Below are 24520 nucleotides of genomic sequence, written 5' to 3' on the forward strand. Positions count from 1 at the left end.
TCGGGCGGGTAGGGGCTCTTGTCGCGGATGCAGGCCGCCGCACCACAGACGCTCGTGGTTGCCGACTGACCGCCCGCGCGGCGGTCCGGTCAGTGTCCGGTCAGGGAGGCTGCGCGATCCGGTCGAAGTATGCGATGGTGCAGGCGCGCCGCCTCCTCGTGGTCGGTGATCTGACGTAGTGCGAGCCAGGCGGCCCCGATCGCCGGGTCCCCGGCGGTCGCGGCCGGGCCGGCAAGGGTGGCCAGGACTGCCGTTCGTACGGGCGTGGTGTTGGTCAGGAGGCTGCCGGCAAGCACGACGGGGCCGTCCGGTTGGCCCAACTCGTCGAGCGTGGCGACCAGTCGAGCAGCGGCCTCGGTGGTCAAACGCTCGGCGAGGGCATCGCCGGCCGTGGCGCCGGCGCAGACCAGGGGTGCCAGCGCGGCGAATGCCGCGGGTCGCTGGCGACCGGCCCACTGCACGAGCTCGTCGCAGGTGGTCACGCCGGCCCGCGCCGCGATCGTGGCCGCCAGCCCGGCGTCCACCGTCGGACCCGACCAGGCCCGGGCGATCAGACGTACCGCCTGCAGGCCCAGCCACATGCCCGAGCCTTCATCCCCCAGCAGCCAACCGAGGCCGTCGACGGTGCGGCTGACGCGCCAGTCGTCGATCCGGGCGGCGACCGCGCCGGTGCCAGCGATGAGCACGGCTCCCGAGGGCGCCGACGTGCCTGCCGCGAAGGCCGTCACCGCGTCGCCGACCAGGGTGACGGGGCAGGTCAGTCCGCATTGGGCCCACTCGACGGTGAAGGCGGCCGTGATCTCCGGATCCGCCATGACGCCCGCGCCGGCGATGCCGGCGACGCCGCTGCACACGGATGCCGGGTCGTGCTCCCCCAGGGCCTCACGCACCGCCGCGCCGATCGAGCGAGCGGCTGCCGTCCCCGCGGCCGTCGGATTGCCCGGACCCGCCGCGCCGCGCCCCACCACGGTGCCGTCCCGGGTGGCTACTACCGCCCGGGACGCCGTGCCTCCGGCGTCAACACCCAGTACCAGAACCATGCCCGAAATCGAAGCATAGAAATTTTCTATTGACTAGGCATCGATGTGGTCGTAATTTTCATGCTCATAGTTAATCGATGAAAAGGATGATCAGCAGTGACGGGTGAGAGTGGTGGGCTGCTGGTGCGGCTCCGGATGGAGGGGCCGACCATGCCGGAGGCCCTGGCGAAGATCGCCGAGGCCATCCTCGACGATCCGGAGACGGCGGCGCACGCCAGCATCGTCGACCTGGCCGAACGATCCGGGACCTCCACCGCGACGGTCACCCGCTTCAGCCGGGCACTCGGCTTCAAGGGGTACGCCAACCTGCGCGTGGCCGTCGCGACCGAGACCGGGCGCGCCGAGCAGGCACGCTGGGAGACCGACATCTCCGGGGACATCGCGCCGGAGGACCCGATCGGCGGAGTCCTCGACGTGATCACCGCCGCAGACACCCGGGCCATCCAGGCAACCGCGTCCGGCCTGGACACCGCCGCGGTCGAACGAGTGGCGGCCGCCATCGCCACCGCCGGCCGAGTGGAGATCTTCGGGCTCGGCAGCAGCGGCACCGCCGGCAGCGAGATGGCGTTCCGACTCGAACGCATCCGCGTCCCGGTGCGGTACCGCGCCGACACGCACACCGCCCTCACCAACGCCGCACTGCTCGGGCCGGGCGACGTCGCGATCAGCCTGTCGCACTCCGGTCGGACCCGAGAGGCGATCGAGATGCTGGCCGAGGCCGCCGATCATGGAGCGCTGACCGTGGCGGTCACCTCGTACGCCCGCTCACCACTGGCCGAGGTCGCCGACGTCGTCTTCACCACCTCGGTGCACGAGACCACGTTCCGGCTCGCAGCGCTCTCCGCGCTGCACTCGCAGTTGCTGATCCTCGACCTCATCTACGTCGCCGTCGCACAGCGCACCTACGAGCGCACCACCGAAGCTCTCGAACTCACAGTGCGGGCCGTCGACGCACACCGGATGCCGGACACCAATGCGAACCGCAAGCGAGCACGGAAGGAAAGGCCGCTGTGACGATCACAAGCGCGGACTATGTCGAGGTCATCACCAAGGCCATCGAACGTGTCGGGACCACCCAGGGCGACCGGGTGGCGCGGGCCGCCGATCTGCTGACCGCGACACTGCAGGCCGGCGGGGTGATCCAGGCGTTCGGCTGTGGACACTCCGAGGCACTCGCCATGGAGATCGCCGGTCGGGCCGGCGGCCTGGTGCCCACCAACAAGATCGCCCTACGCGACATCGTCCTGTACGGCGGCGAGCCGACGAGCGTCCTCGGTGACCCGCAACTCGAGCGCACGCCCGATGTCGCCCATCGCCTCTACGCGCTCGCCCCGATCAAGCCCGACGACGCGTTCGTCATCGCGTCGAACTCCGGCGTCAACGGCGCGGTGGTGGAGATGGCACACCTGGTGAAACAGCGCGGACACCCGCTGATCGCGATCACCTCGGTCGAGCACTCCGCCCGGGTCGAGTCGCGGCACGACAGCGGGCTCAAGCTCGCCGACGTCGCCGACGTCGTGCTCGACAACGGCGCACCGTACGGCGACGCGTCCCTCGACTACGGCGACGGCGCGGTCGGGGCCGTCTCGTCGATCACCGCGGCACTGCTGGCCCAGCAGATCGTCACCGAGGTGGTGGCACGGCTGTTGGCGCTCAACGTCACCCCGCCGGTCTATCTGTCCGACAACGTGCCGGGCGGGCGGGAGCACAACAAACTCATCGAAGCGCGGTACGCCGGGCGCATCCGGCGTACCGCATAGGGAAAAGGCCAGCTGATGAACCGTTCACCCCTGTCCGGACCGTACCCCACAAGACGAACCGTGCTGCGCGCGGCGGTGACCGCCGGTGTCACACTGCCCCTGCTGAGCGCCTGCGTGACCGGTGGTAGCGAGGACCAGGACCGAGCCGCCGGAAACACCGGGGCCAAGAGCGCCGGCAACCCGCTGGGCGTCAAGGCGGACGCGCCGCTCGAGGTCGTGATCTTCAAGGGCGGGTACGGCGACGAGTACGCCAAGCGCGCCGAGACGCTCTACACCCAGAAGTACGCGGGCGCGAAGATCGACCATCAGGGCATCCAGAAGATCGGCGAGGCGTTGCAGCCCCGATTCGTCGCGAACACCCCGCCGGACGTCGTGGACAACACCGGTGCCAGCCGCCTCGATATCGCGACGCTGGTCTCCGCCAAGCAGGTCACTGATCTCAGCGAACTGCTCGACGCTCCTGCCTTCGACGACCCGGGCAGGACGGTGCGCGACACGCTGCTGCCCGGCGTGGTCGACGACGGCACGTTCGACGCGGTCCCGCTGACGCTCAACTTCACGTACACCGTCTGGGGTCTCTGGTATTCCAAGCCGCTCTTCGCGGCGAAGGGCTGGACCTTCCCGACGACCTGGGACGACATGCTCGCGCTCTGCGCGACCATCAAGGCGGCCGGCGTCGCGCCCTGGACCTACCAGGGCAAGTACCCGGAGTACATCAACGACCCGCTGCTCAGCATGGCCGCCAAGACCGGCGGACCGGCGCTGATCAAGGCCGTCGACAACCTGGAGCCGGACGCGTGGAAGGCGCCGGGGCTGATCGGCGCCGCCGAGGCGTTCGCCGAGCTGGCCGGCAAGGGCTACCTCATGTCCGGCTCCGAGGCGCTGTCGCACACCGAAGCGCAGGCCGCCTGGTCGCAGGGCAAGGCAGCGATCATCCCCTGCGGGTCCTGGCTGGAGAGTGAGCAGAAGGGTGTCACGCCCGCGAATTTCGACATGGTCATGGCCCCGGTGCCCGCACGGACGACGGCGGACGCCCTGAAGCACACCGCGGTGCAGGCGGCGAGCAGCGAGTCGTTCCTGGTGCCGGCGAAGGCCAAGAATCCCGCCGGTGGCATGGAGTATCTACGGATCCTGTTCTCCAAGCAGTCAGCGAAGGCGTTCGCCGAGACCGCCGGGACCCTGCCCGCCGTGGCCGGGGCCACCGACGGCCTCACGCTGAGCAGCGGCCTCGGTTCGGTTCGCGACGTGGTTCAGGCGGCCGGCACCGAGACCTTCACCTACCGCTTCCGCACCTGGTACGCCCCGCTGGCCAAGGCCGTCGACGACGCCACCGGCGAGCTGGTGAACAGGCGGATCACCGCCAGGCAGTGGTCCGACCGGATCCAAAAGGCGGCCGACGGGCTGGCCAGGGACTCCACGGTGAAGAAGTACACCCGCTGATGAGACACGGTCGGTGGCGGTTTCTGGCCGGCGCGCTGGTGCCCGCGCTGGTGCTGCACGCCGTGTTCGTGCTGTCGCCGTACGCGCAGGCCTTCTACCTGTCGCTGACCGACTGGACCGGCGTCGCCGGCGAGGCGCGTTTCGTCGGGGCGGGCAACTACGCCCGCCTCGGCGGCGACTCCCTTTTCCTGCACGCGGTCCGAAACAACGCGGTGATGCTGGTCGTGGTGCCACTGGGGACCATCGGCATCGGGTTGTTCCTGGCGAGCATGATGCACCTCGGTGGCCACGGTGGACGACGGGGAATCGCGGGCTCTGGCGCGTACCAGATCGTCTATTTCTTTCCGCAGTTGTTGTCCCTGGTGGTCATCGCGGTGCTGTGGGGGTTCGTCTACAACCCCAACAACGGGCTGCTGAACGGGGCGCTGCGGTCGGTCGGCCTGGAGGGATTGACCCGGAGCTGGCTCGCGTCGCCGTCCCTGGCGCTGATCGCGGTGATGGCGGTCCTGGTCTGGTCATCGGTGGGCTTCTACGTGGTGCTGTTCAGTGCGGCGATCGACAGCATTCCGCGCGAGCTGTTCGAAGCGGCGTTGCTCGACGGGGCCGGCGGCTGGGCGACCTTCCGCACTGTGACGTTTCCGCTGATGCGAGAGAGCGTGCACGTCGCGTTCGTGTACCTGGGCATAGCCGCACTGGACGCCTTCGCCGTCGTCCAGGTGATGACCGTCGGGCCCGGCGGACCGGACGGCGCGACCGAGGTGATCGGGCTGTCGCTCTACCGCAACGCCTTCCAGTACGGGAAGTTCGGCTACGCCTCAGCCATGGGAGTCGCCCTGTTCTTCGCCACGCTGACGCTGGCCGTGCTGGCACTGCGGTCGGGCCGCAAGGAGAGGCTGGAGCTGGCATGACCGTGACACGTGAGCGAGAGGCGGCGGTCGCGGCCCGGCCCGCCCCGGTCCGTCGCGGTCGGCGCCCCGGAACCGCTTTCCCGGTGCACCTCGCCATGCTGGCCTGGGCCGTCGTCACCGCGCTCCCGCTGCTCTGGGCTGTGGTCAGTTCCTTCAAGACCGACGACGAGATCCTCAACGAACCGTGGTCACTGCCGGCCGCACCGCAGTTCGACAACTGGTCCCGGGCATGGACCCAGGCCAGCATCGGTCGCTACTTCCTCAACAGCGTCGTCGTCGTGGGTGGCGCGCTTGTGCTGACCATGCTGTTGGGCTCGCTGGTCGCCTATGCCCTGGCGCGCTACGAGTTCCGCGGCAACCGGTTCATCTACTACACCTTCGTCGCGGCGATGTTCTTCCCCGTGTTCCTGGCGCTGGTCCCACTGTTCTTCGTCGTCCAGCAGTTGGGCCTGCTGGGCACGTACCACGGTCTGATCCTGGTCTACGCGGCGTACGCCGTACCCTTCACGGTCTTCTTCCTGCACGCGTTCTTCCGCACGCTGCCCGGCGAGGTGGCGGAGGCGGCATTCATCGACGGTTGCTCGCACGGCGGGGTGTTCTTCCGCGTGATGCTGCCGATGGCCCGGCCGGGCCTGGTGGCGGTCGGCATCTTCAACTTCCTCGGGCTATGGAACCAGTACCTGCTGCCACTGGTTCTCAATCCCGACCCGGACCGGTACGTCCTGGCACAGGGTCTGGCCGCCCTGTCGGTCAGCCAGGGGTATCGCAGCGACTGGAGCGGCCTGTTCGCCGGTTTGACCATCGCCATGCTGCCGGTGCTCGTCGCCTACGTCGCGTTCCAACGGCACATCCGCGCCGGTATGACCGCCGGCGCGGTCAAGTAGGTCCCCTTTCCACCCCCACCCATCGGAGGACCCGGCTCATGCACATCGACAAGCGTAGATCAATAGGGTTCGCGGGAGTAGCGGCCCTGCTCGGCACGCTGGCGGTTTTCGCCAGCGCACCGAATGCCTCCGCCGCCGAGTGCGGCTACCTGTTCGACGACTTCTCCTACACATCGTCGAGCGACAGCTCCCTGACCGCGCACGGCTGGACCCCGCGCAGCTACTCCGGTGGTCCGGGCGTGCCCGGGGCGACCTGGTCACCGAACAGCATCACCTTCCCCACCGTCAGCGGCCAGAAGGTCATGCAGCTCACCGCCTCGACCGACGGCACCGGCGCCGGCACCAACCAGGCCGAGCTCTACAGCACCCAGAAGCGCTACCTCGAGGGCACGTACGCCAGCCGGGTGCGCTTCACCGACACCCCCACCAGTGGGAACGACGGCGACCACATCAACCAGACGTTCTTCACGATCAGTCCGTTGAACGGTGACCTCGACCCGACCTACAGCGAGCTGGACATCTCCGAGTACCTGCCCAACGGCGGGTGGGGCGAGACCGGCCCGATCAACTACCAGACCACCTGGTACACCTACCGCAACGACCCCTGGTACGCGGACAACATGCACTCGGAGCAGCGCAGCAGTCTCAACGGCTGGCACGACCTGGTGGCGACCGTCGCGAACGGACACGTCATCTACTACATCGACGGCGTCCAGGTGGGCGACCACTCGGGCAAGTTCTACCCGCGGCAGACCATGACGATCAACTGGAACCTCTGGTTCATCGACACGGCGGCCCACTCCGGCGGGCTGAGCACCTACATCCAGCAGGTTGACTGGGTGTTGTTCGCGAAGAACCAGGTCCTGAGCCCTGCCCAGGTGACGTCGAGGACGACGGCGTACCGGTCGGCGGGCAGCGCGTTCGCGGACACGGTTGCCACGACGGGGACCTGCTCAAACCCGACGAACCCACCGACCACGCCGCCGACGACCCCGCCCACCACGCCGCCCACCACGCCGCCGCCAGCCGGCAACTGCTCCACGGCACCGGAGTGGGCCTTCGGCACCGTCTACACCGGCGGCCAGACCGTGAAGCACGAGAAGAGCAAGTACGGCGACCCGAGCGGTCCGCCGTCTGGTGACGGCAAGCACCTGTGGCGGGCACGGCACTGGACGCAGGGATCCGAGCCAGGCTGGACCCAGCAGTGGGAGGACCTCGGCCGCTGCTGAACGGCAACTGGAACGAAGGTACCGACGGCCGCTCGCCAAGCACGGCGAGCGGCCGTCGGGCGTTCGGCACCAGGCACAAAAGCCCACGGTCAGACCGGAGACACTGTGGGCTTCCTCAAGGAAGCAGCCCTGAGCAAATGGACGCTCAGGCCGTTCCGGCACTCACCGCGATTTCGCCGTTCACGCCGGCTGGGTAGAAGCCACCCGAAGCCGCCGAGGTGGGGCTCAGGTACACGATGTTCAAGACGGACTGGGCCGATCGGCCGTAGCACATCCCATTTTCATCCGTCGGGATGAAATTGGGGTCCGCCGCCGTTCCGACACCCTGGTCGTCATCCGCCGGACCATCAAGACTGTTGCGCGCTTCGGAGATCTTCTGTACCGAGTCAAATACCGTGTCGTTGGCGAGCCCGGCGCTGTAGAGCGCGGACCGGACAATCCCCGCGTGGTATGCCTCGGTGGCCAGCAGGCCGGCTGCCGCATCAAGATACGTTTTGTTCGACAGCAGTGACGCGGAACCTTTGAACGCCGACACTCCGACGTCTTCGAAGAGAAACGCCGCGAACAGAAAGTTGAGGTCGTTCGCGTACGGGTCAAAGCTTTCGCCTTGTTTGACCAGACCAGCGGCAGTTGCCGCCGCAGTGAAGCTCGCGTCCAACGAAATCGCGGGACGAGCAACTGCGGCATCGCCGAGCGCGGATCGCAAGAAGGTCACGTGCTGCATCTCGTCGGAGGCGATCTCCTTCGCGAACCTCTGCACAAAGTTGCTGCTGAAGTTGACTGAACGTCCACCGGACACCTCGCCGCGCACCCCGGTGCCGGTAGTCATCTCGTCGGGAAGCCCGGATCCCGTCGTCGCGCGGAGATAGAATTCTGCTTCGAGATATTCGAGATTGAGCGCGAAGTTGAGGATAGCCGCGTCGCTCGGCGAGCCACCACCCGCCGGGTCGGCACTGCACACCCCTGGATCTACCAGAGCCGCGAGCCTTCGCCGATCCGTTTCGGATTCTGCACTGCGTGACACCGCCTCTGAGATGAACCAGTTGTCCATGCCGCCTCCGTTTCGGTGCATCCAGGTCCTAGCTGTCCGTGCCGGCCGGCCTGATGGAATGGATGACACTCACGTTAGTTGGGCGGACGAACCTCAGGAATTGTTTACCGAAGGCGGTACGGGGCGGATCGAAATTCGACTACGCTCCGCGCGGTCGACCCTGCACCGAGCGCGAACAGCCGCCAACCTACGCCGGGTGCTGCCCGGTTCCCAATGTCCGAATGCTACCCATCGGCGGTTCTGGCCTCCCGGGCTGGGACTGTCCTCTTCTTCTCGGCCAGCGCTTCAGCTCCCCTATCGTGGCGTCTGACCGGACGACGCGATGGCAGGGAACGACGCGGGCCGCTGACGAACTCGTCGACTTGGAACGACATCAAATGACGGGGCCGGTTATCAACTCACACGGACGGCGCCATCGTGGGCATGGCACCCTCGGCGAGCTTGAGCCGTGTCCAGATGTTCATGTTGATCACTACCGCCACGATTTCCAGGATCTCCTCCGCCGTGAAGTGCGTGGTCATCCTGTCGTGCGCCTCCTGGACCCGGTTGTTGACAGTGGCGTCGGCGGCCCGGGTCAAGGCCTCGGTGTACGCCAGCGCGGCTCGCTCCTCCTCGGTGAACAGGTGCGTCTCCCACCACGCGGTGAGGGTCTCGACCTTGGACGGCGGAATTTGAGCGGTACGGGCAGCGGCGTGGTGCACCAGAAGGCAGTAGCTGCAATTGTTGATCTGCGCGACGCGTAGCCGCAGAAGCTGGGCCAGGGCCTGGTCCACCTGAAGTTTGGCGGTATGGCCGAAAGCGGCGGCCCCGGCGTTCGCCAGAGCCATGAGCTGCTCGTTCGACGTGGCGTTCAGGCGGACGTTCTGGATCCTGGTATCCAAGAGATGACTTCCTCTAGTTCACAACGACAAGGGCACTGGGCGGAGCGGATACCGGCGGCGGACGTTCGACGAGCAGGTGCCCGGGTCTGATCCGGCGGGTCTACCTGACTCAGGAAGCGTATAGCTCGGGGCGAGATCATCCGGGGAATGCGCGCCGGTCCGCCCTACCCGACCAACCCTCGCCTCAGCAGGAACCACACGTCGGAGGTGAGATCGACCGCTACGAAGCGATTGCGGGCGACCCCGTCCCCACCGCGGAAATGTCCAAGCGCTCAGACCAACTACCAGCTTGGGCATCGTCGATGGGCACCATCAGCGGCCGGTCTGCGCACGGACCTCTGCGACCGCGTCGGCAAGGGCTTCCACTCCGTCGGTGATGGAGCGTTCGGTGAGGTTGGCGTAGCCGAAGATCAGCCCGCCGGGCCCGGCGGGGCTCAGTCGGTACCGGGAGACGCCTTGCACGACCAGTCCGCGCCGGGCGGCGGCGGCCACGACCGGAGCCTCGTCGAGGTCGTGCGGGAGCCAGGTGACGACGTGTTGGCCCGCCGCGACACCGACCGGTTCCAGATCGGGCAGGCGTGCGCGCAGCGCGGCCAGGAGTGCGTCGCGGCGGCGACGGTAGACCGGGCGCATGCGCCGTAGGTGCCGGTCGAACTCGCCGCGGGTGAGGAAGTCGGCAAAGGTCAACTGGTCGATGACGGGAGAGCCGCGGTCAGCCCGTACCTTGGCCGCCGTGATGTCGTCGACCAGGTGTGACGGCGCAAGCAGCCACCCGAGACGCAGCCCTGGCGCCAGGGTCTTGCTCGCTGTGCCGCAGTAGACGACGGAGTCGGGTGCCAGCCCCTGCATGGCGCCGACCGGCGAGCGGTCGTAGCGGTACTCCGCGTCGTAGTCGTCCTCGATCACCACGGCGCCGCGACGCTGCGCCCAGCCGATGACCCGGGCCCGCGCCGTGGCCGACAGGACGCCGCCGGTGGGCCACTGGTGCGAGGGCGTCAGCACGACGGCGTCCGCGTCGGTCCGTTCGAGCTTCTCGACGAGGATGCCGTCTGGCCCGACCGGGACGCCGATCATGTCCAGGCCGAGGGCGGCCGCGACGAGGCGGGCGTCGTCGTCCGCGGACGGGTCCTCGACGGCCACCCGGCGGGCGCCGCGCGCCGCGAGCACCTGGAGTATCAGCGCGACGCCTTGGCCGTAGCCACTGCAGATCACGACGTTCTCCGGGCGGGCCGATGTGCCGCGGACCCGGCTGAGGTAGTCGATCAGGGCTGCGTGCAGTTCGGGTACGCCACGCCCGTCGAGGTAGGCGAAGCGTTCGTTCGGCGTGGTGGTGAGGACCGTTCGCACCGAACGCAGCCAGGCGGCCCGCGGGAATGACGCCACGTCGGTGCGGCCGTACCCGAAGTCGATCCGGGCCGCCGGCCGGTCCCCGCCCCGCCGACCCGCCGACGGAGGAACCGGCTCGACCGCGACCTGGGTGTAGCCGCCCGCCCGACTGGTGAGGTAGCCCTCGGCGACGAGTTGCTGGTAGGCCTCGACCACGACGCCGCGTGAGACTCCCAGATCGACCGCGATGGTGCGGGTGGGCGGCAGGGACGTCCCGAGACGCAATCGGCCGGCCCGGATGCTGCCCCGGATCGAGGCCGCAATCTGCCGGTGCAGCGGTTCGGCCGCCGACCGGTCGACATGGATGAGCAGGTCTTCCGCCGTGCCCGAATTGGTCCTGGTACGGCCCATGAAATCGGACCTTACCGGGTGTACCGCTTTCCGCCAGGCTCAGACGCATGACGACGACCAGTCCCCGCTTCGACGGCCACCTCCTCACCCAGGGTGATCCGGGTTACGACGCGGCCCGCACCGTCTGGAACGCCATGATTGACCGGCGCCCGCGGATGATCGTGCAGGCCGCGAGCATCACCGACGTGGTGGCCGCGGTGCGCCTGGCCCGCGAACTCGACCTGGAGATCGGGGTGCGCTGTGGCGGGCACAACGTGGCCGGCCTCGCCGTCCCCGCGAACGGCCTGATGATCGACCTGACCCCGTTGAACGGCGTTCGGGTCGACCCGATCCGGCGACGCGCCCGGGTCCAGGGCGGCGCGCTGCTCGGCGCACTCGACCGGGCGTCGCAGCCATACGGCCTCGCCACGACCGCCGGCAACGTCTCGCACACCGGGGTCGGCGGCCTGACCCTCGGCGGCGGCATGGGCTGGCTCGCCCGCCAACACGGGTTGGCCTGCGACAACGTCGTCTCCTACACGATTGTCACAGCGGACGGGGAGGTGGTGACCGCGAGCCGAACCGAGAACCCCGACCTCTACTGGGGCCTGCGCGGCGGGGGCGGCAACTTCGGCATCGTCACCGACTTCGATTTCCAACTGCACCGCACCGGAACGCGGACCCTGGTCGCCGAGTTCGACTTCCGCGCCGAGGACGCCGTACCGGTGCTCGAAGGCTGGCGGGACCTCAATGCCGTCGCACCGCGGCAGGCGACCTTCACCGCCGACGTCAACAGCACGGCCAGGGGGCCTATCGCCACCGTCGGCTTCGTATGGGTCGGCGACCCGGCACAGGGTCACCGGTTGCTGCCGGCACTGCGCGCGCTCGGCCGCCCGGTCGCCGAACGGGTCAGCACGCCGTCGTACCTGGAACTGCAACAACGCGACGACACCGTCGGCGGCCACGCCTACCGCCGGTACTCCAGTGCGCACTACCTGCGGCAGTTCCCCACCGCCGCGATCGAAGCGTTCCTGCTGCGCGGCGAGTCGGACCTGCACACCGGCGCCCACCTGGCCAACGTCGGCCTACAGGCGCACGGCGGCGCCATCGCCGACGTAGCGGATGCCGACGCCGCGTTCAGCCACCGCGGCACCATGTTCGAGTTCGGCGCCGGCTCCCGCTGGACCGAGCCATCCGAAGACGACATCCGGATGGCAGCGGCTCGCAGTGCCGCAGCCACGCTCGACCCGTACGCCGACGGCGTCTACGTCAACTCGCTCGCTGCCGACGAGGGGCAACGCGGGGTACGCCGCGCATACCCGGCCGCCAAGCTCGCCAGGCTCACCGCGCTGAAGACGATCTGGGACCCGCACAATGTGTTCCACCTCAACCACAACATCCGGCCCCACAGCCAGTAACGCAGCCTGCTGCTCCTGCCCAGCCCGGTTACGGGCTGTTCGCGGCGTGGGAATGCGTCAGATCGTCCCGGCCACGAGCATTAGCAATGCGGCTGCCGCAGAGGGTCAGTCGTCGTCGCCCTTCTTCTTGTCGCGGTTCATGGCCAGGTCGAGCGCGAGGACGCTGCCGATGATGAGCAGCGGGTCGACGCCGGCGGTGACCTGCACGGCGTAGGTGTCCCGGATCGTCAGCCACCGCTTGGAGACCGAGGCCACCTCGGTGCCGCCGCGTTCGATCACGTACTCGTGGTCGAGCAGGTCACCCTTCATCTCCAGGTCGTCGGGCCCCGGCACGTCGATGGTGAACTTGTCGCGGAACGGCGTGAGCAGCTTCTTGCGGACCTCTGCGGCCTTCTCGCCGCCGATCCGGATCTCGTACGTGGGACGCAACGCCACCAGGTGCCGGTGCAGCGTGGCGACCTCATGGCCGGACGCGTCCTCGATGACGACCTTGTTGCGGACGCTGAGCACCTTGCCGTCGACATGGAAGACCTTTGTGCCGTGCTCGTCGAGCACGTCGAAGTCGTCGCCGATCGAGAAGAACCGCTCCTTGATGACAAACATGATTCGATTCTCCCCCACCACACACCGAAGTGCCGGCCGAGCACGGCCGGCCCTTACCGCCGCTCTCAGCCGCTGCCGTTTCAGTACTAACCCGGTCGGCGGGCCATGATGAGGGGACGGAGCCTGGCCGTGAGCTCGTCGTTGAGCACCAGTCGGTAGTAGGTCCCACCCGCCGCTCCGTAGACGACTGCTCGGCAGGAGTTCACCGTGCCCGGCAACGAGAAGCGGCTGACTTGCTTCCCGGTTTTGGCCTCGAATATCCGGTAGATGAAGCGCGCCGACCGCAGCTCCGCGGTCTGCTTGTCGCCGGTGCTGGTGTTGTAGGTGCAGGTGTCGACTTTCTTGCTCGGGTAGTCGTCGTCGAAGTACTCGCAGACGACGAGCTGGGTGTACTGCTGCGGGTACATCCCCGGGTGCCGCTGCGACTGCCATTCGACAGGCAGCTCGGACTCCAACTCCTCGGGCGCGTACGAATGCATGACGAAGAGCGCTGCCAGGTGGACGGGAGCCCCGGCATAGGCGGGACCGTCCGGATTGTAGGGACGCACCGCTCGGGGGTCGAAGGTCGAGCCGCCGCACGCCTCCTCACTTGTTCTGATGGTCGGGCGCGGCGGCGGCCAGGTCGGGCTGGCTATTGTCGAGGCGGATGGCCCGGGCGTCGTGGAGGCCGGTGGCGAGTCGGGATCCCCAGTGCACGCGGTGAGCCCGCACAGGGTGCCGACAACCAGGGCGACGAGTCGAGTCGTCCGCTGCGAACCGGTCACGCCGCCCCAATCGTTCTGCTGTCGGCCCTGCCGGAGCATCCATCGGTGCTCAGACCGAGCCTGCTGAACGCCAACGATTTTACCGGCCGGCGGCCGCCTCGATGGCCTCGACGAGAGCTTCGAGCAGGTGCGGGGACCAGTGAAGCAGTGGTCGGGTGCGCCGGGCGATGAGGCGGGTAGAGCCGAGGGGACGGCCGGTGACCAGCATCGGAGTAGACCGCCATGCCGCTGCGAGTCCATTCTGGCAAGCTGTCCCAGTGATGGTCGGTGATCTGTTGGACGACAGGTATCAGGTCGAGAGCCGTCTCGGCACTGGTGGCATGTCGGCCGTCTGGCGGGCGTGGGACCGGGTCCTCGAACGCGCGGTGGCCGTCAAGGTCCTGGCCGGCGCGCAAGCTACCGCCCGAGGCGCACGACAACGCATCCAGGCAGAGGCCCGGGCCGCAGCCGGCCTCTGGCACCCGCACGTGACGAGTGTGTACGACTATGGCGAGCACACCGATGCCGCCGGCCGCCGGGTCTCGTATGTGGTGATGGAACTGCTGCCCGGCCAGACCCTGTCCCAGCGACTTGCCGCCGGTCCGCTGCCGCCGGCCGCCGCGATGCGGACGTGCGCGCAGGTCGCCGAGGCGCTCGCCGCCGCGCATGAACGTCAGCTGGTGCACCGGGACATCAAGCCGTCCAACGTGATGCTGACACCGGCCGGTGTGAAGGTGGTCGATTTCGGCATCGCCACCACTGTCGGTCGGCCGGAGCTGGAGGCGGACGGACGGCTGTTGGGCACCGCGGCCTACCTCGCGCCCGAACGACTCGCCGGTGGCAATGTCCTGCCTGCCTCCGACGTCTACGCGCTCGGACTGTTGCTGTACCGAACGCTGACCAATGAGCTGCCTTGGTCGGCGGAGACCCCCACGCAGATGTTGACCGCTCACGTGTACGTCGATCCGGCACCGCTGCCAGACATCGAGGGAGTGTCCCCTGAGGTCCACCACCTCCTCGACCGTTGCCTCGCCAGGGATCCGGCGGATCGGCCGGACGCCGCGGAGGTGGCCACGGCCCTGCACGGTTTGACCGAAGACGCCGAGCGGCGGGTGAAACAGGCGGCGCAGCCAGCACCCGTCTCGACCGTGTCGGCCCCGACCACCGCCGGTCCCCCTCCCGGTCGGCGTCGCCGCGTCCCAAACGCCGTATTGATTCCCGTCCTCATCGTGACGGCGGGGACCATTTCGCTCCTGCTCCCCCAGTTCATACCTTCCGATGGCAGATCGGGCGGAGTCGCGACACGTGACGGTGCCACCCCGCCCGACGCCGCCTTCGATGTGTCTGCCACTGAGGCACCTGCTCCCCGGCAGACGTCCGCGGAACCCACACCAGTCTCACGACCAAGCCGCACGGTGACCGCTCCGGCTGGGCCGACTGAACCGACCGCCAGAGCCGGTTTTTCGGCCGGCCCTGGCCCTACAACGTCACCCAGTGGCGAACAGCTGACGGGGCCGTCCAGTGCCGCGCCCGCGCCGACCTCCCCCAAGCCAGGTACACCCCTTCGGGCACTCGGTGGTGTGGTGACTGTGCTCTGCACCGGCGATCAGGCTCGCGTTGTCGACGTCGCTCCTGCCGCCGGCTACCGCCTCAAGGACTACGACGCCGGGCCCGTCAAGGAGATCCAGGTGGTGCTGCTGTCCGCAGGCAACAGAAGCGAGATCAAGGCGCGGTGTGACGACGGGACGCTGTTGCCGAAGATAAGGGAAAGCCGTCAGTGAGCGGATGACGCGCGCCCTGAGTGGTCACAAAGGCCCACCGGGCTGACTCGGTGATCTTCCGGTGGTGCAGAACGACGCCGGCTCGGTCAGGCCGAGGTCCGTGCAGTCCCATCCGGTGCCCTGGTCGTGGAATCGCCAGCCCGTGCCGGCCGCGTAATGGAACAGGTAGACGCCGTCACCGGCCTTCGGGCCCTGCGGATCAGCTCCCGCCCAGTCCTTGACGCACCGGCGCAGATGCGGTTGGGCCAGGACCAGGTGCCGGCGTGAGGCTACAGGTCGATAGTCCAAAGAGGACGACGACAACGGGCAGCAGCAGAAGAGGCGTGCAGACATTCCCGGGCCCCCATGGATCGTCGCTTACATCCGGGTACATGCGATCCACCGCCCGCAGGTTGCCGCCGGCCAGAAAGATTCTCCAAAGCCTTCGGAGGGACATCCGGCGACTCATCGCCGCCGTACTGGCGTCAACTCGGGCGATATGAACCGAGAGGGCTGCGTGTGCACATGCGACCCAGGGAGCCAGCTCTGCCACGTCTCCGAGGGTCACCGGATGCGGACGCCTACCCACCGAGATCGTTCCGAGGTTTCTGCTGGCTGCAGCGTGACACGCTTCCGGCTTCGCTCGTCGGTTGCAGGCAGAGCGGGTCATGCAGCAGAAATGGCTTACCTGTCAGGAGCCACGGCGCATCGTGACTCTTGCCGAAAACCTTTTCGGCATCCATCGTGTACGGAGCATCCCGGAGTGATCCAGCTCACCCCAGCCTGATCTCGGAGGAGGCCTGTGAGAGCACCCGCGTCGCCCGTTGACCAGTCCGGCGGACGCCCGGTCGTGTCGACCTGCACCGCGCTGCGCCGGCTCGGGCGCGGCGGGGTCTGGTTCACCGGTGGCTGCTGGCTGGAGCGTCACATACGCACCCACATGTTCGGTCTCCGCCGCCCCCAGAAGAGGTGATGGCATGTCGAAAGTCCCAGTCTCGCGACGCACGGTGCTGAAGGCCAGTGGCGCGGTCGCGACCGGGATGGCCGTCGGCGCGATTCCCGCGCACGGCGTGCAAGCCGTCCGACCCGACACGGGCGTGTCGGTCCATCCGTTCCCACTGGCCGCAGTGAGCCTGCTCGCCGGACCTTTTCAGGCCAACACGGCTCGTACCCATGCCTACCTCAAGTTCCTCGACGCGGACCGGCTGTTGCACACCTTCCGTTCCAACGTGGGCCTGCCGTCCTCCGCCACGCCGTGCGGCGGCTGGGAGGCGCCCACCGGCGAGCTGCGCGGGCACTCGATGGGCCATGTCCTCACCGCCTTGGCGCAGGCCTACGCCAGCACCGGCGACGTCGCGTTCAAAGCCAAGGGCGATTACCTGGTCACCGCGCTCGGGGCTTGCCAGGACCGGGCAGTCGCGGCCGGGTTCAACGCCGGTTACCTGTCCGCGTTCCCGGAGAGCTTCATCGACCGGGTCGAGGCTCGGCAGAACGTCTGGGCTCCCTACTACACCCTGCACAAGACCGTCGCCGGGCTGCTGGACATGCACCAGTTGGCCGGCAACGCACTGGCGCTGCAGGTGTTGCAGCGCAAGGCCGCCTGGGTCAACGTCCGCAACAGCCGGCTGACCTACACGCAGCGGCAGAACATGCTCGACACCGAGTTCGGTGGAATCGGTGAGACGCTGACGAACCTCTACCAGCTCACCGAGAACCCGGCCCACCTGACCGGCGCTCAGTACTTCGACCACGCCGAGGTCCTCGACCCGCTCGCGGCGAACACCGACGCGTTGGCGAACTACCACGCCAACACCCAGATTCCCAAGGCGCTCGCGGCGATCCGCGAGTACCACGCCACCGGGACGACCCGCTACCGCGACATCGCCGTCAACTTCTGGAACATGGTCCTCGACCGGCACAGCTACGCCATCGGTGCCAACTCCAACGGCGAGTACTTCAAGGCGCCCAACCGGATCGCCAGCGAGCTGTCCGACTACACCGCCGAGTGCTGCAACAGCTACAACATGCTCAAGCTCACCCGGCAGCTGTTCTGCACCATGCCGGGCAACGTGCGGCACTTCGACTTCTTCGAGAAGGCGTTGTACAACCACCTGCTCGGCGGGCAGAACCCGAACAGCACCCACGGCTTCCACTCCTACTACGTGCCGCTGCGCGCCGGCGGCATCAAGACCTACAGCAACGATTACGACGACTTCACCTGCTGCCACGGCACGGGACTGGAGACCAACACCAAGCACGGCGACAGCATCTACTTCCACAACGGCGCCAACACGTTGTACGTCAACCTGTTCATCGCCTCGGTGTTGAGCTGGCCGGGACGCTCGATCACGGTGCGGCAGGACACCACCTTCCCGCAGACCCCGTCCAGCCGTCTGACCGTCACCGGCAGCGGTGCCGTCGACCTGCGGATCCGGATCCCCGGCTGGGCGACCGGCGCGCAACTGCGGCTCAACGGCGTCCTACAGCCGGCGCCGACCCCGGGTACGTACGCCGTACTCAACCGGGTCTGGGCCTCCGGCGACGTTGTCGACATCAGCCTGCCGATGACAGTGACCGGGGAGCCCACCCCGGACAACTCCACTGTGCAGGCGGTCAAGGTCGGCCCGATCGTGCTGGCCGGCCAGTACGGCACGAACAACCTCTCCGCGTTGCCGACCCTCAGCCCGAGCACGTTGGCCCCGACCGCCGACCCGCTGCGCTACACCGCGACCGCCAGCACCGGACCGGTGACCCTCGCCCCGTTCTACGCCACCCACGGGCAGCGCTACACCGTCTACTGGGCCGTCAACGAAATCCCGCCGCCGCCGCCGTTCGTCGCGCACTACCTGTTCAACGAAACATCCGGAACGACCGCCGCCGACGCCACCGGCAACGGCCGCACCGCCACCCTGGCAGGCGGCGCCGGCTGGACCGCCGGACAGACCGGCAACGCGGTCAACCTGAGCGGAGCAGGGGCCTACGTGCAACTGCCGGCCGGCATTCTCGCCGGGGCGAGCGCCTTCTCGTTCGCCTGTTGGGTCCGGATCGACACCGCGACCAACTGGGCCCGAGTGTTCGACTTCGGTTCCGGAACCGGGGTGAACATGTTTCTCGCCACCCGCAACGGCGCCGGCCTGCCGAGGTTCGCCATCACCACCATTGGCGCCGGCGGCGAGCAGCGCATCGACGGTCCAACCGCACTGCCGGTGGGCGCCTGGACCCACCTCGCGGTCACCCAGACCGGCAACCTCGGCGTGCTCTACGTCAACGGCGCCGAGGTCGCCCGCAACAGCAGCCTGACGCTGCGCCCATCGGCGCTCGGCGCCACCACCGTCAACCGGATCGGCCGGTCGCAGTATGCCGGCGACCCGACCCTGGACGCGGCCGTCGACAGCGCCCGTATCCACGCTCGGGCGCTGACCGCGGCCGAGGTGGCCAACCTGCACACCACCGGCCTCTGACCACCCCCGCGGGCCCCATCAACGTGACGACCTGAGCCCCAGGTCCGCACGACCCCACCCCCGTCCGTCCCGACCCCAGGAGATGAACGATGCGACTCTCCCTCCTACCCCGGCGCAGACCGCTGGCGACAGCCGTCGCGGCCCTGCTGACCACCGGCAGCCTGTTGGTGCTGGCCGAGGCACCCGCCACGGCCGCGCAGCCCATCGGCTACCCGAGCTTCAACGGACCGTCGATTCCGACGCCGCCGGTCGGCTACAGCACCGGCAACACCATGCAGTCCATCTACAACGCCGAGAGCGCCGGCACCGATTTCTGGATGGACCGCCTGCTCGGCCGGCCCGGCAACGACCCGGCCGGCACCTGGCTGATGACCCGCGGCCGAGGGCTGTTCATGACCACGCACACCCCCTCGGTGATCGGCTTCGGCGGCCAGGTCGCCTACTGGGACAACATCAGCAGCCAGAACGCCTACTCGGTCGCCATCACCCCCGGTACGTTCGCCGAGCAGGTCAGCGGCCGCTGGCAGAGCCCCAGCCACTGGAAGGGCGTCTACACCAGCGGCTCGGTCCGGGTCGACATGCAGAAGTTCATCACGCACAACAATGCCGCGGTCACCAACCTGTCGATCGTCAACAACGGCAGTTCGGCGACCACGTTGCAGCTGAGGGCCACCTCCCCGTACGCGACCAGCGGCAGCGGCAACGAACTGACCGGCAGCCGGCAGGTGAAGAACAACCTCACCACGATCTACCCGCGGCTCTCCGGAGACGGGTTCACCGTCAGCAGCGGTGGGCTGAACCGCTCGGTGACCGTCGCGGCCGGGCAGACCGTCGCGACCAAGGTGGTGATGGGCTTCGTCACCAACGAGATCCCGGAGTCGCTGACCGAGTACAACGCCTACAAGGATTACTCGCCGGCGACGGCGTTCGGCACCCACGTACGCGAATACAACCGCTGGTGGGCCGAAAACATCCCCTACATCGACGTGCCGGACGCCGCGATCAAGAAGAACATCTACTACCGCTGGTGGCTGATGCGCTACAACTACCTCGACGTCGACATCCCCGGGCAGGACTTCCAGTTCCCGGTCTCGATCGAGGGAGTGACCGGCTACAACAACGCGATCGCGTTGACCCAGCCGATGCACATCGACGACCTGAAGTACCTGCGCAACCCGGTCTACTCCTACGGGCCGTGGCTGTCGGTCGGGCAGTCGTCGAAGGGCGGCCGCTTCATGGACAACCCCGGTGACCCGGAGAACTGGTCCAACAGCTACACCCAGTACATCTCCGAGGCGGCGTGGCGGTCGTATCAGATCCACGGCGGACAACCGGTGATCGCCGGCAACCTCGCCAAGTACGCCGAAGGCGACGTCAAGGGTCAGTTGGCCACCTACGACACCAACAACAACGGCGTCATCGAATACAACTGGGGCGCGATGACCGGCAACGACGCCGACGCGGTGTCGTTCCACTGGCGCTCTGGCAACCTCGACCGGGCCGAATCGGCCTATGTCTACAGCGGCGCGATGGCGGCGGTGCAGGCCTACACCATGTTGGGCAACACGGCCAAGGCCAACGAGATGCAGGCGCTCGCCGACAAGATCCGCAACGGCGTGATCAACACGCTGTGGAACCCGTCCCGGCAGTTGCTGGAGCACAAGCACGTCTCCACCAACACCCACGTGCCCTGGAAAGAGATCAACAACTACTACCCGTACTCGGTGGGCCTGATGCCGAACACCGCCCAGTACCGGGAGGCTCTGCGCCTGTACGCCGACCCGGCCGAGTACCCCATCTTCCCGTTCTTCACCGCCAACCAGCGGGACAAGGCCGCAGCCGCCGCAGCCGGCCAACCGGGCAGCAACAACTTCTCCACCATCAACTCGACCGTGCAGTTCCGGCTCTACTCCTCGGTGCTGCGCAACTACCCGAACCAGTGGATGAACAACGAGGACTACAAGAAGCTGCTCTACTGGAACGCCTGGGCGCAGTACATCGGCGGTAACACACAGTGGCCGGACGCCAACGAGTTCTGGGCCGACTGGAACAACGGCACCAAGAACATCGACTACCGGTCCTGGATCCACCACAACATCCTGGGCAGCAGCAACTGGACCGTCATCGAAGACGTCGCCGGACTGCGGCCACGCAACGACGCCCAGATCGAGTTGTCCCCGATCAACATCAACTGGACCCACTTCGCGGTCAACAACCTGCGCTACCGCAACACCGACCTGAGCGTGGTCTGGGACGACCCGGCCGACGGGGTGACCCGCTACAGCGGGGTGCCGCAGGGCTACTCGGTCTACGTCAACGGGACCAGGGCCTTCACCGTCGACCGGCTCACCCGGGTGCTCTACAACCCGGCCACCGGAGCGGTGACCTTCCCGAGCGGATCAGGCGTGGTGAACCACAACGTCGCGCTGACCGGCCCGCAGTTGCCACAGAACGTGGTGCAGAACAGCCCGCGCATCGTCGACATGTTCGCCAAGGCGGGCGCCGACCTGACCAGCACCACCGCCAACCTGGCCCAGGGCGCGGCGGTGTCGGCGTCGTACACCGCGAGCGGCACCTCCACCGGGGCGGCGGTCGACGGCTTCCCCATCAACGAACCACTGTGGGGCAGCTACGGATCGCCCAACGCCACCGACTGGTACGAGGTCAACTTCGGCCAGAACCGGGCGGTCGACGAAGCCCGCGTGTACTTCCGCAACGACCGGGCGACCAACCGGTACCGGGCGCCGACGTCCTACACCGTGCAGTACTGGAACGGCAGCGCCTGGATCAACGCGGCCGCGCAGGTCAAATCGCCGGCGGCTCCGCAGGCGAACTACAACCGGGTCAACTTCACCGCGGTCAACACCCAACGGCTGCGCATCCAGGTCACCCACGCGTCCGGGTTCAAGACCGGACTCACCGAGGTGAAAATCTACAACCGCGGCGGCACTGTACCGCCCGATCCGGGACCGAGCGGTAACCTCGCCCTCACGGCGACGCCGTCGGCGTCCTACACCTCGAGCTGGGAAAGTGTCAACGCCCTCAACGACGGCGTCGATCCGCCGTCGTCCAACGACACCGTCAACCCCCGCTGGGGCACCTGGCCCAACACCGGCCAGCAGTGGGGGGAGCTGGGGTGGTCGGCAGCCCAGACACTCCGGTCGGCACAGGTCTACTTCTTCGACGACAACGACGGCGTACGGCTGCCCGCGTCCTGGAAGCTGCAGTACTGGAACGGCAGCGGCTACGTCGACGTGCCGGGGGCAAGCGGATATCCGACCGTGATCAACCAGTACAACACCGTCACCTTCCCGGCGATCAGCACCACGCGGCTCCGGGTCGCGCTCACCAGCGGGACCAACTCCGTCGGACTGCTGGAGGTCAAGGCCTTCGGGTAGTCCGCCCTGGACGTGGGGGTGGTCAGCCGCATGGCTGGTCCACCCCCGCGCTGCGACTCTTCCCGCAGCGCTACTTCATCGAAGGTGTCACCGACATCAAGAACTGAGGTAACGACGTGAAACGCTTCACCACCGCGGTAGTGCTCGCGCTGCTCGCCACCCTGCTCACCGCCGCGCCAGCACGGGCCGCCGGCACCGCGACGGTCGTCGACCGGTTCGGCAGGACCATCAACGGCTACGGCGTCCAACTTGTCGACTGGGAAGGCTACCTGGCCAACCCGTACATCGAACTGACCGTGCGACCCCCGACGGACGTCCCGTTCCCGGTGACCATCGACCTCAAGGCCGAGGGTACCTCCCGGCTGATGATGGACCTGCCCAGCCAACTGACCGCCACCGGCGCCACGAAACGGTTGACCTTCGCCAACTCGTCCGAGCAGAAGACCTTCAAGTTGGCGATCCATTCCAAACGCGCCGCAGGCCAGGACGAGCTCCACACCCTGCGGCTCAGCGTGCGGGCCGGCAACAACACGACCTACACCCAGACCATGCCGATCCGGGTGCAGCAGGACCAGAAGACCGCCATCGAGCCGACCATCCCGATCAACTTCGACTACCGCTACGACAACATCACCGGGTACTTCACCAACCCGGCATTCCGTACCGCCGCCGAGGAAGGCGTCAAGGACTGGTACCGGTTCTTCAACCTGCAGCCGTTCGACACGGTGGCCGTCGGGGCGGAGACCAACCACCTGCCCGGCAACGACTGGCAGAACAGCATCAACGTCACCAACAACGCCGCCTACAACGGCATGTGGGTGTACTTCCGGGGAATCCAGACCCCCTACTCCACCGGCTACCCCGCCAACAACGGCCGCTACCACACCCGCAACGGCCAGCAACTGCCCGGTCCGATCCATCGTTCCACCGCGATGATCTTCGAGTACGACGAGGCCGGCAAGCAACTGTTCACCTCGCTGGCGGACGAGGACTGGTACAGGACCGAGATCGCTGGATCGGTGCTCGACGTGCACGGACTGGTCATGCACGAGTACGGGCACGCCGTCGCCTACCACAGCGACTGGGCCGGCATGCGCAACTTCGTCACCACCGGCGGCGTCAACGACGCGGAGGTCACCGCGTACCAGGGCCGCGCCGTGGCGCTGGACAGCAGCTACCACATCCCGGGCACGTCCCCGTACTGGGACCGGCTCAGCGGCCAGAGCGGCGGTTGGAACCATTTGTTCCCGACCCGACGGTGGATGCTGACCAAACTGGCGCTGCTGGTCGCCGAGAACGCCGGCTGGCCGCTGAACCGCAACCTCACCCCGTTCCTGACCCCCTCGATCGTGACGACCAGTCTGCCCAACGCACCGACCGGCCAGGCGTACCAGCACAAGCTGACGGCCAAGGGCGGCGTGGCGTTCTACGACTGGCGGGTCACCGGGGGCGCGCTGCCGGCCGGTCTCACTCTCGACCGCTTCACCGGCACGCTGAGCGGAACTCCGAGCACGACCGGAACGTACGCGTTCACAGTGGAACTGCGCGACTACGACAGCCAGAGCGCGCCGGTGACCCGTACGTTCCAGTTCACGGTCGGCAACGGCAACGGCAGCGGAAACCTCGCCCTCAACGCCAGCCCGTCGTGCTCCTTCACGTCATCCTGGGAGAGCTGCGCGGCGATCAACACCGGGGGCGATCCGGCAAGTTCCAATACCGGCGCCCCGAATCAGGGAAACCGCTGGGGAACCTGGCCGCAGCAGGGCCAGCAGTGGGCTGAGCTGACGTGGCCGTCGGCTCAGACGATCAGTCGATCGCAGGTGTACTTCTTCGCCGACGGCGAGGGCGTCGGCCTACCGGCCTCCTGGCGGCTGCAGTTCTGGAACGGCAGCGCCTACGTCGACGTGCCGGGCGCCACTGGGTATCCGACCGTGGCCAACCAGTACAACATCGTCACCTTCCCCCCGGTCAGCACCACCCGGCTGCGCGTCCTGCTGCAGAGCGCACCGAACCTCTCCACCGGCTTGCTGGAGGTCAAGGCCTTCAGCTGACGGTCGTGCCGACGTCCGGTTCCGCCAACCCGGCGCCTCGCTCGTCGACCCGGTGGCCGGGGCGGCTGTCAGTCGCCCTCGGCCACCGACAAGGGGTAATGGCTACCCGCCTGGCATGCAGTCTCGGATCCGGGTTGGCCTGCCGACCGCGGCAGGCCAACCCCCGGCACGACTGGG

At 67.8% G+C, this 24520-nt stretch carries 18 protein-coding genes; 11 read left to right on the forward strand and 7 right to left on the reverse strand.

Features of this window, described 5'->3' with window-relative positions; genetic code table 11:
• Window positions 1–89: 89 nt before the first annotated feature.
• The gene (locus FB453_RS21760; protein WP_145792909.1) at window positions 90–1040 is read right to left on the reverse strand and encodes a BadF/BadG/BcrA/BcrD ATPase family protein; all 951 of its coding nucleotides are present in this window, start codon (window positions 1038–1040) and stop codon (window positions 90–92) included.
• A 96-nt stretch (window positions 1041–1136) separates the two neighbouring features.
• Here FB453_RS21760 and FB453_RS21765 point away from each other — a divergent pair, with 96 nt between their 5' ends.
• Genes FB453_RS21765 through FB453_RS21790 form a run of 6 tightly spaced genes read left to right on the forward strand, consistent with a single transcriptional unit; the run spans window position 1137 to window position 7261 of the window.
• The gene (locus tag FB453_RS21765; protein WP_112674899.1) at window positions 1137–2054 is read left to right on the forward strand and encodes a MurR/RpiR family transcriptional regulator; all 918 of its coding nucleotides are present in this window, start codon (window positions 1137–1139) and stop codon (window positions 2052–2054) included.
• The gene (locus FB453_RS21770; protein ID WP_145792912.1) at window positions 2051–2800 is read left to right on the forward strand and encodes an SIS domain-containing protein; all 750 of its coding nucleotides are present in this window, start codon (window positions 2051–2053) and stop codon (window positions 2798–2800) included. Before FB453_RS21765 ends, FB453_RS21770 begins: the two co-directional genes overlap by 4 nt.
• Before the next feature lie 15 nt (window positions 2801–2815).
• The gene (ngcE, locus tag FB453_RS21775; RefSeq protein ID WP_145792915.1) at window positions 2816–4240 is read left to right on the forward strand and encodes an N-acetylglucosamine/diacetylchitobiose ABC transporter substrate-binding protein; all 1425 of its coding nucleotides are present in this window, start codon (window positions 2816–2818) and stop codon (window positions 4238–4240) included.
• Window positions 4240–5148: a carbohydrate ABC transporter permease gene (locus FB453_RS21780; RefSeq protein ID WP_145792917.1), complete on the forward strand. Its 909-nt coding sequence runs from the start codon at window positions 4240–4242 to the stop codon at window positions 5146–5148. Before ngcE ends, FB453_RS21780 begins: the two co-directional genes overlap by 1 nt.
• Window positions 5145–6032, forward strand: coding sequence for a carbohydrate ABC transporter permease (locus FB453_RS21785; protein WP_145792920.1), 888 nt, complete (start codon window positions 5145–5147; stop codon window positions 6030–6032). Before FB453_RS21780 ends, FB453_RS21785 begins: the two co-directional genes overlap by 4 nt.
• A gap of 38 nt (window positions 6033–6070) precedes the next feature.
• Window positions 6071–7261, forward strand: a complete 1191-nt coding sequence (locus tag FB453_RS21790; protein ID WP_145792923.1) for a glycosyl hydrolase — start codon at window positions 6071–6073, stop codon at window positions 7259–7261.
• A 145-nt stretch (window positions 7262–7406) separates the two neighbouring features.
• Here the strand turns inward: FB453_RS21790 and FB453_RS21795 are convergent, their stop codons facing one another.
• The 3 genes from FB453_RS21795 to pdxR all read right to left on the reverse strand — a co-directional run bounded on the left by FB453_RS21795 (window position 7407) and on the right by pdxR (window position 10930).
• Window positions 7407–8312, reverse strand: coding sequence for a ferritin-like domain-containing protein (locus FB453_RS21795; RefSeq protein WP_145792926.1), 906 nt, complete (start codon window positions 8310–8312; stop codon window positions 7407–7409).
• Window positions 8313–8710: 398 nt separating this feature from the next.
• A complete protein-coding gene (locus FB453_RS21800; protein ID WP_222431380.1) occupies window positions 8711–9193 on the reverse strand; it encodes a carboxymuconolactone decarboxylase family protein in 483 nt (160 codons plus the stop codon).
• 312 nt (window positions 9194–9505) lie between these two features.
• Entirely contained in the window at window positions 9506–10930 is a 1425-nt protein-coding gene (gene pdxR / locus FB453_RS21805; RefSeq protein WP_145792928.1) for a MocR-like pyridoxine biosynthesis transcription factor PdxR, read from the reverse strand.
• Between the two features lie 47 nt (window positions 10931–10977).
• Between pdxR and FB453_RS21810 the strand changes: the two genes are divergently transcribed.
• Window positions 10978–12327: an FAD-binding oxidoreductase gene (locus tag FB453_RS21810; RefSeq protein WP_145792930.1), complete on the forward strand. Its 1350-nt coding sequence runs from the start codon at window positions 10978–10980 to the stop codon at window positions 12325–12327.
• 105 nt (window positions 12328–12432) lie between these two features.
• On the opposite strand, the gene FB453_RS21815 is transcribed toward FB453_RS21810, so the two are convergent.
• The 3 genes from FB453_RS21815 to FB453_RS34975 all read right to left on the reverse strand — a co-directional run bounded on the left by FB453_RS21815 (window position 12433) and on the right by FB453_RS34975 (window position 13902).
• Window positions 12433–12930, reverse strand: coding sequence for an LURP-one-related/scramblase family protein (locus tag FB453_RS21815; protein ID WP_210780554.1), 498 nt, complete (start codon window positions 12928–12930; stop codon window positions 12433–12435).
• A gap of 86 nt (window positions 12931–13016) precedes the next feature.
• Window positions 13017–13409 carry a hypothetical protein gene (locus FB453_RS21820; RefSeq protein ID WP_145792935.1) on the reverse strand — a complete coding sequence of 131 codons (393 nt, stop codon included), beginning with the start codon at window positions 13407–13409 and terminating at the stop codon, window positions 13017–13019.
• A 364-nt stretch (window positions 13410–13773) separates the two neighbouring features.
• Window positions 13774–13902, reverse strand: a complete 129-nt coding sequence (locus tag FB453_RS34975; protein WP_258397742.1) for a hypothetical protein — start codon at window positions 13900–13902, stop codon at window positions 13774–13776.
• A 52-nt stretch (window positions 13903–13954) separates the two neighbouring features.
• Between FB453_RS34975 and FB453_RS21825 the strand changes: the two genes are divergently transcribed.
• The 4 genes from FB453_RS21825 (at window position 13955) to FB453_RS34980 (ending at window position 24343) form a co-directional block, all read left to right on the forward strand.
• Window positions 13955–15454, forward strand: coding sequence for a serine/threonine-protein kinase (locus tag FB453_RS21825; protein ID WP_186718434.1), 1500 nt, complete (start codon window positions 13955–13957; stop codon window positions 15452–15454).
• A 956-nt stretch (window positions 15455–16410) separates the two neighbouring features.
• Window positions 16411–18894, forward strand: a complete 2484-nt coding sequence (locus FB453_RS21830; protein WP_145792940.1) for a glycoside hydrolase family 127 protein — start codon at window positions 16411–16413, stop codon at window positions 18892–18894.
• An 89-nt stretch (window positions 18895–18983) separates the two neighbouring features.
• Window positions 18984–22292, forward strand: a complete 3309-nt coding sequence (locus FB453_RS21835) for a discoidin domain-containing protein (protein ID WP_145792942.1) — start codon at window positions 18984–18986, stop codon at window positions 22290–22292.
• A gap of 116 nt (window positions 22293–22408) precedes the next feature.
• Window positions 22409–24343 carry an Ig domain-containing protein gene (locus tag FB453_RS34980; RefSeq protein ID WP_486480369.1) on the forward strand — a complete coding sequence of 645 codons (1935 nt, stop codon included), beginning with the start codon at window positions 22409–22411 and terminating at the stop codon, window positions 24341–24343.
• Window positions 24344–24520 lie beyond the last annotated feature (177 nt).

It is taken from the genome of Micromonospora sp. CNZ322, from assembly GCF_007827755.1.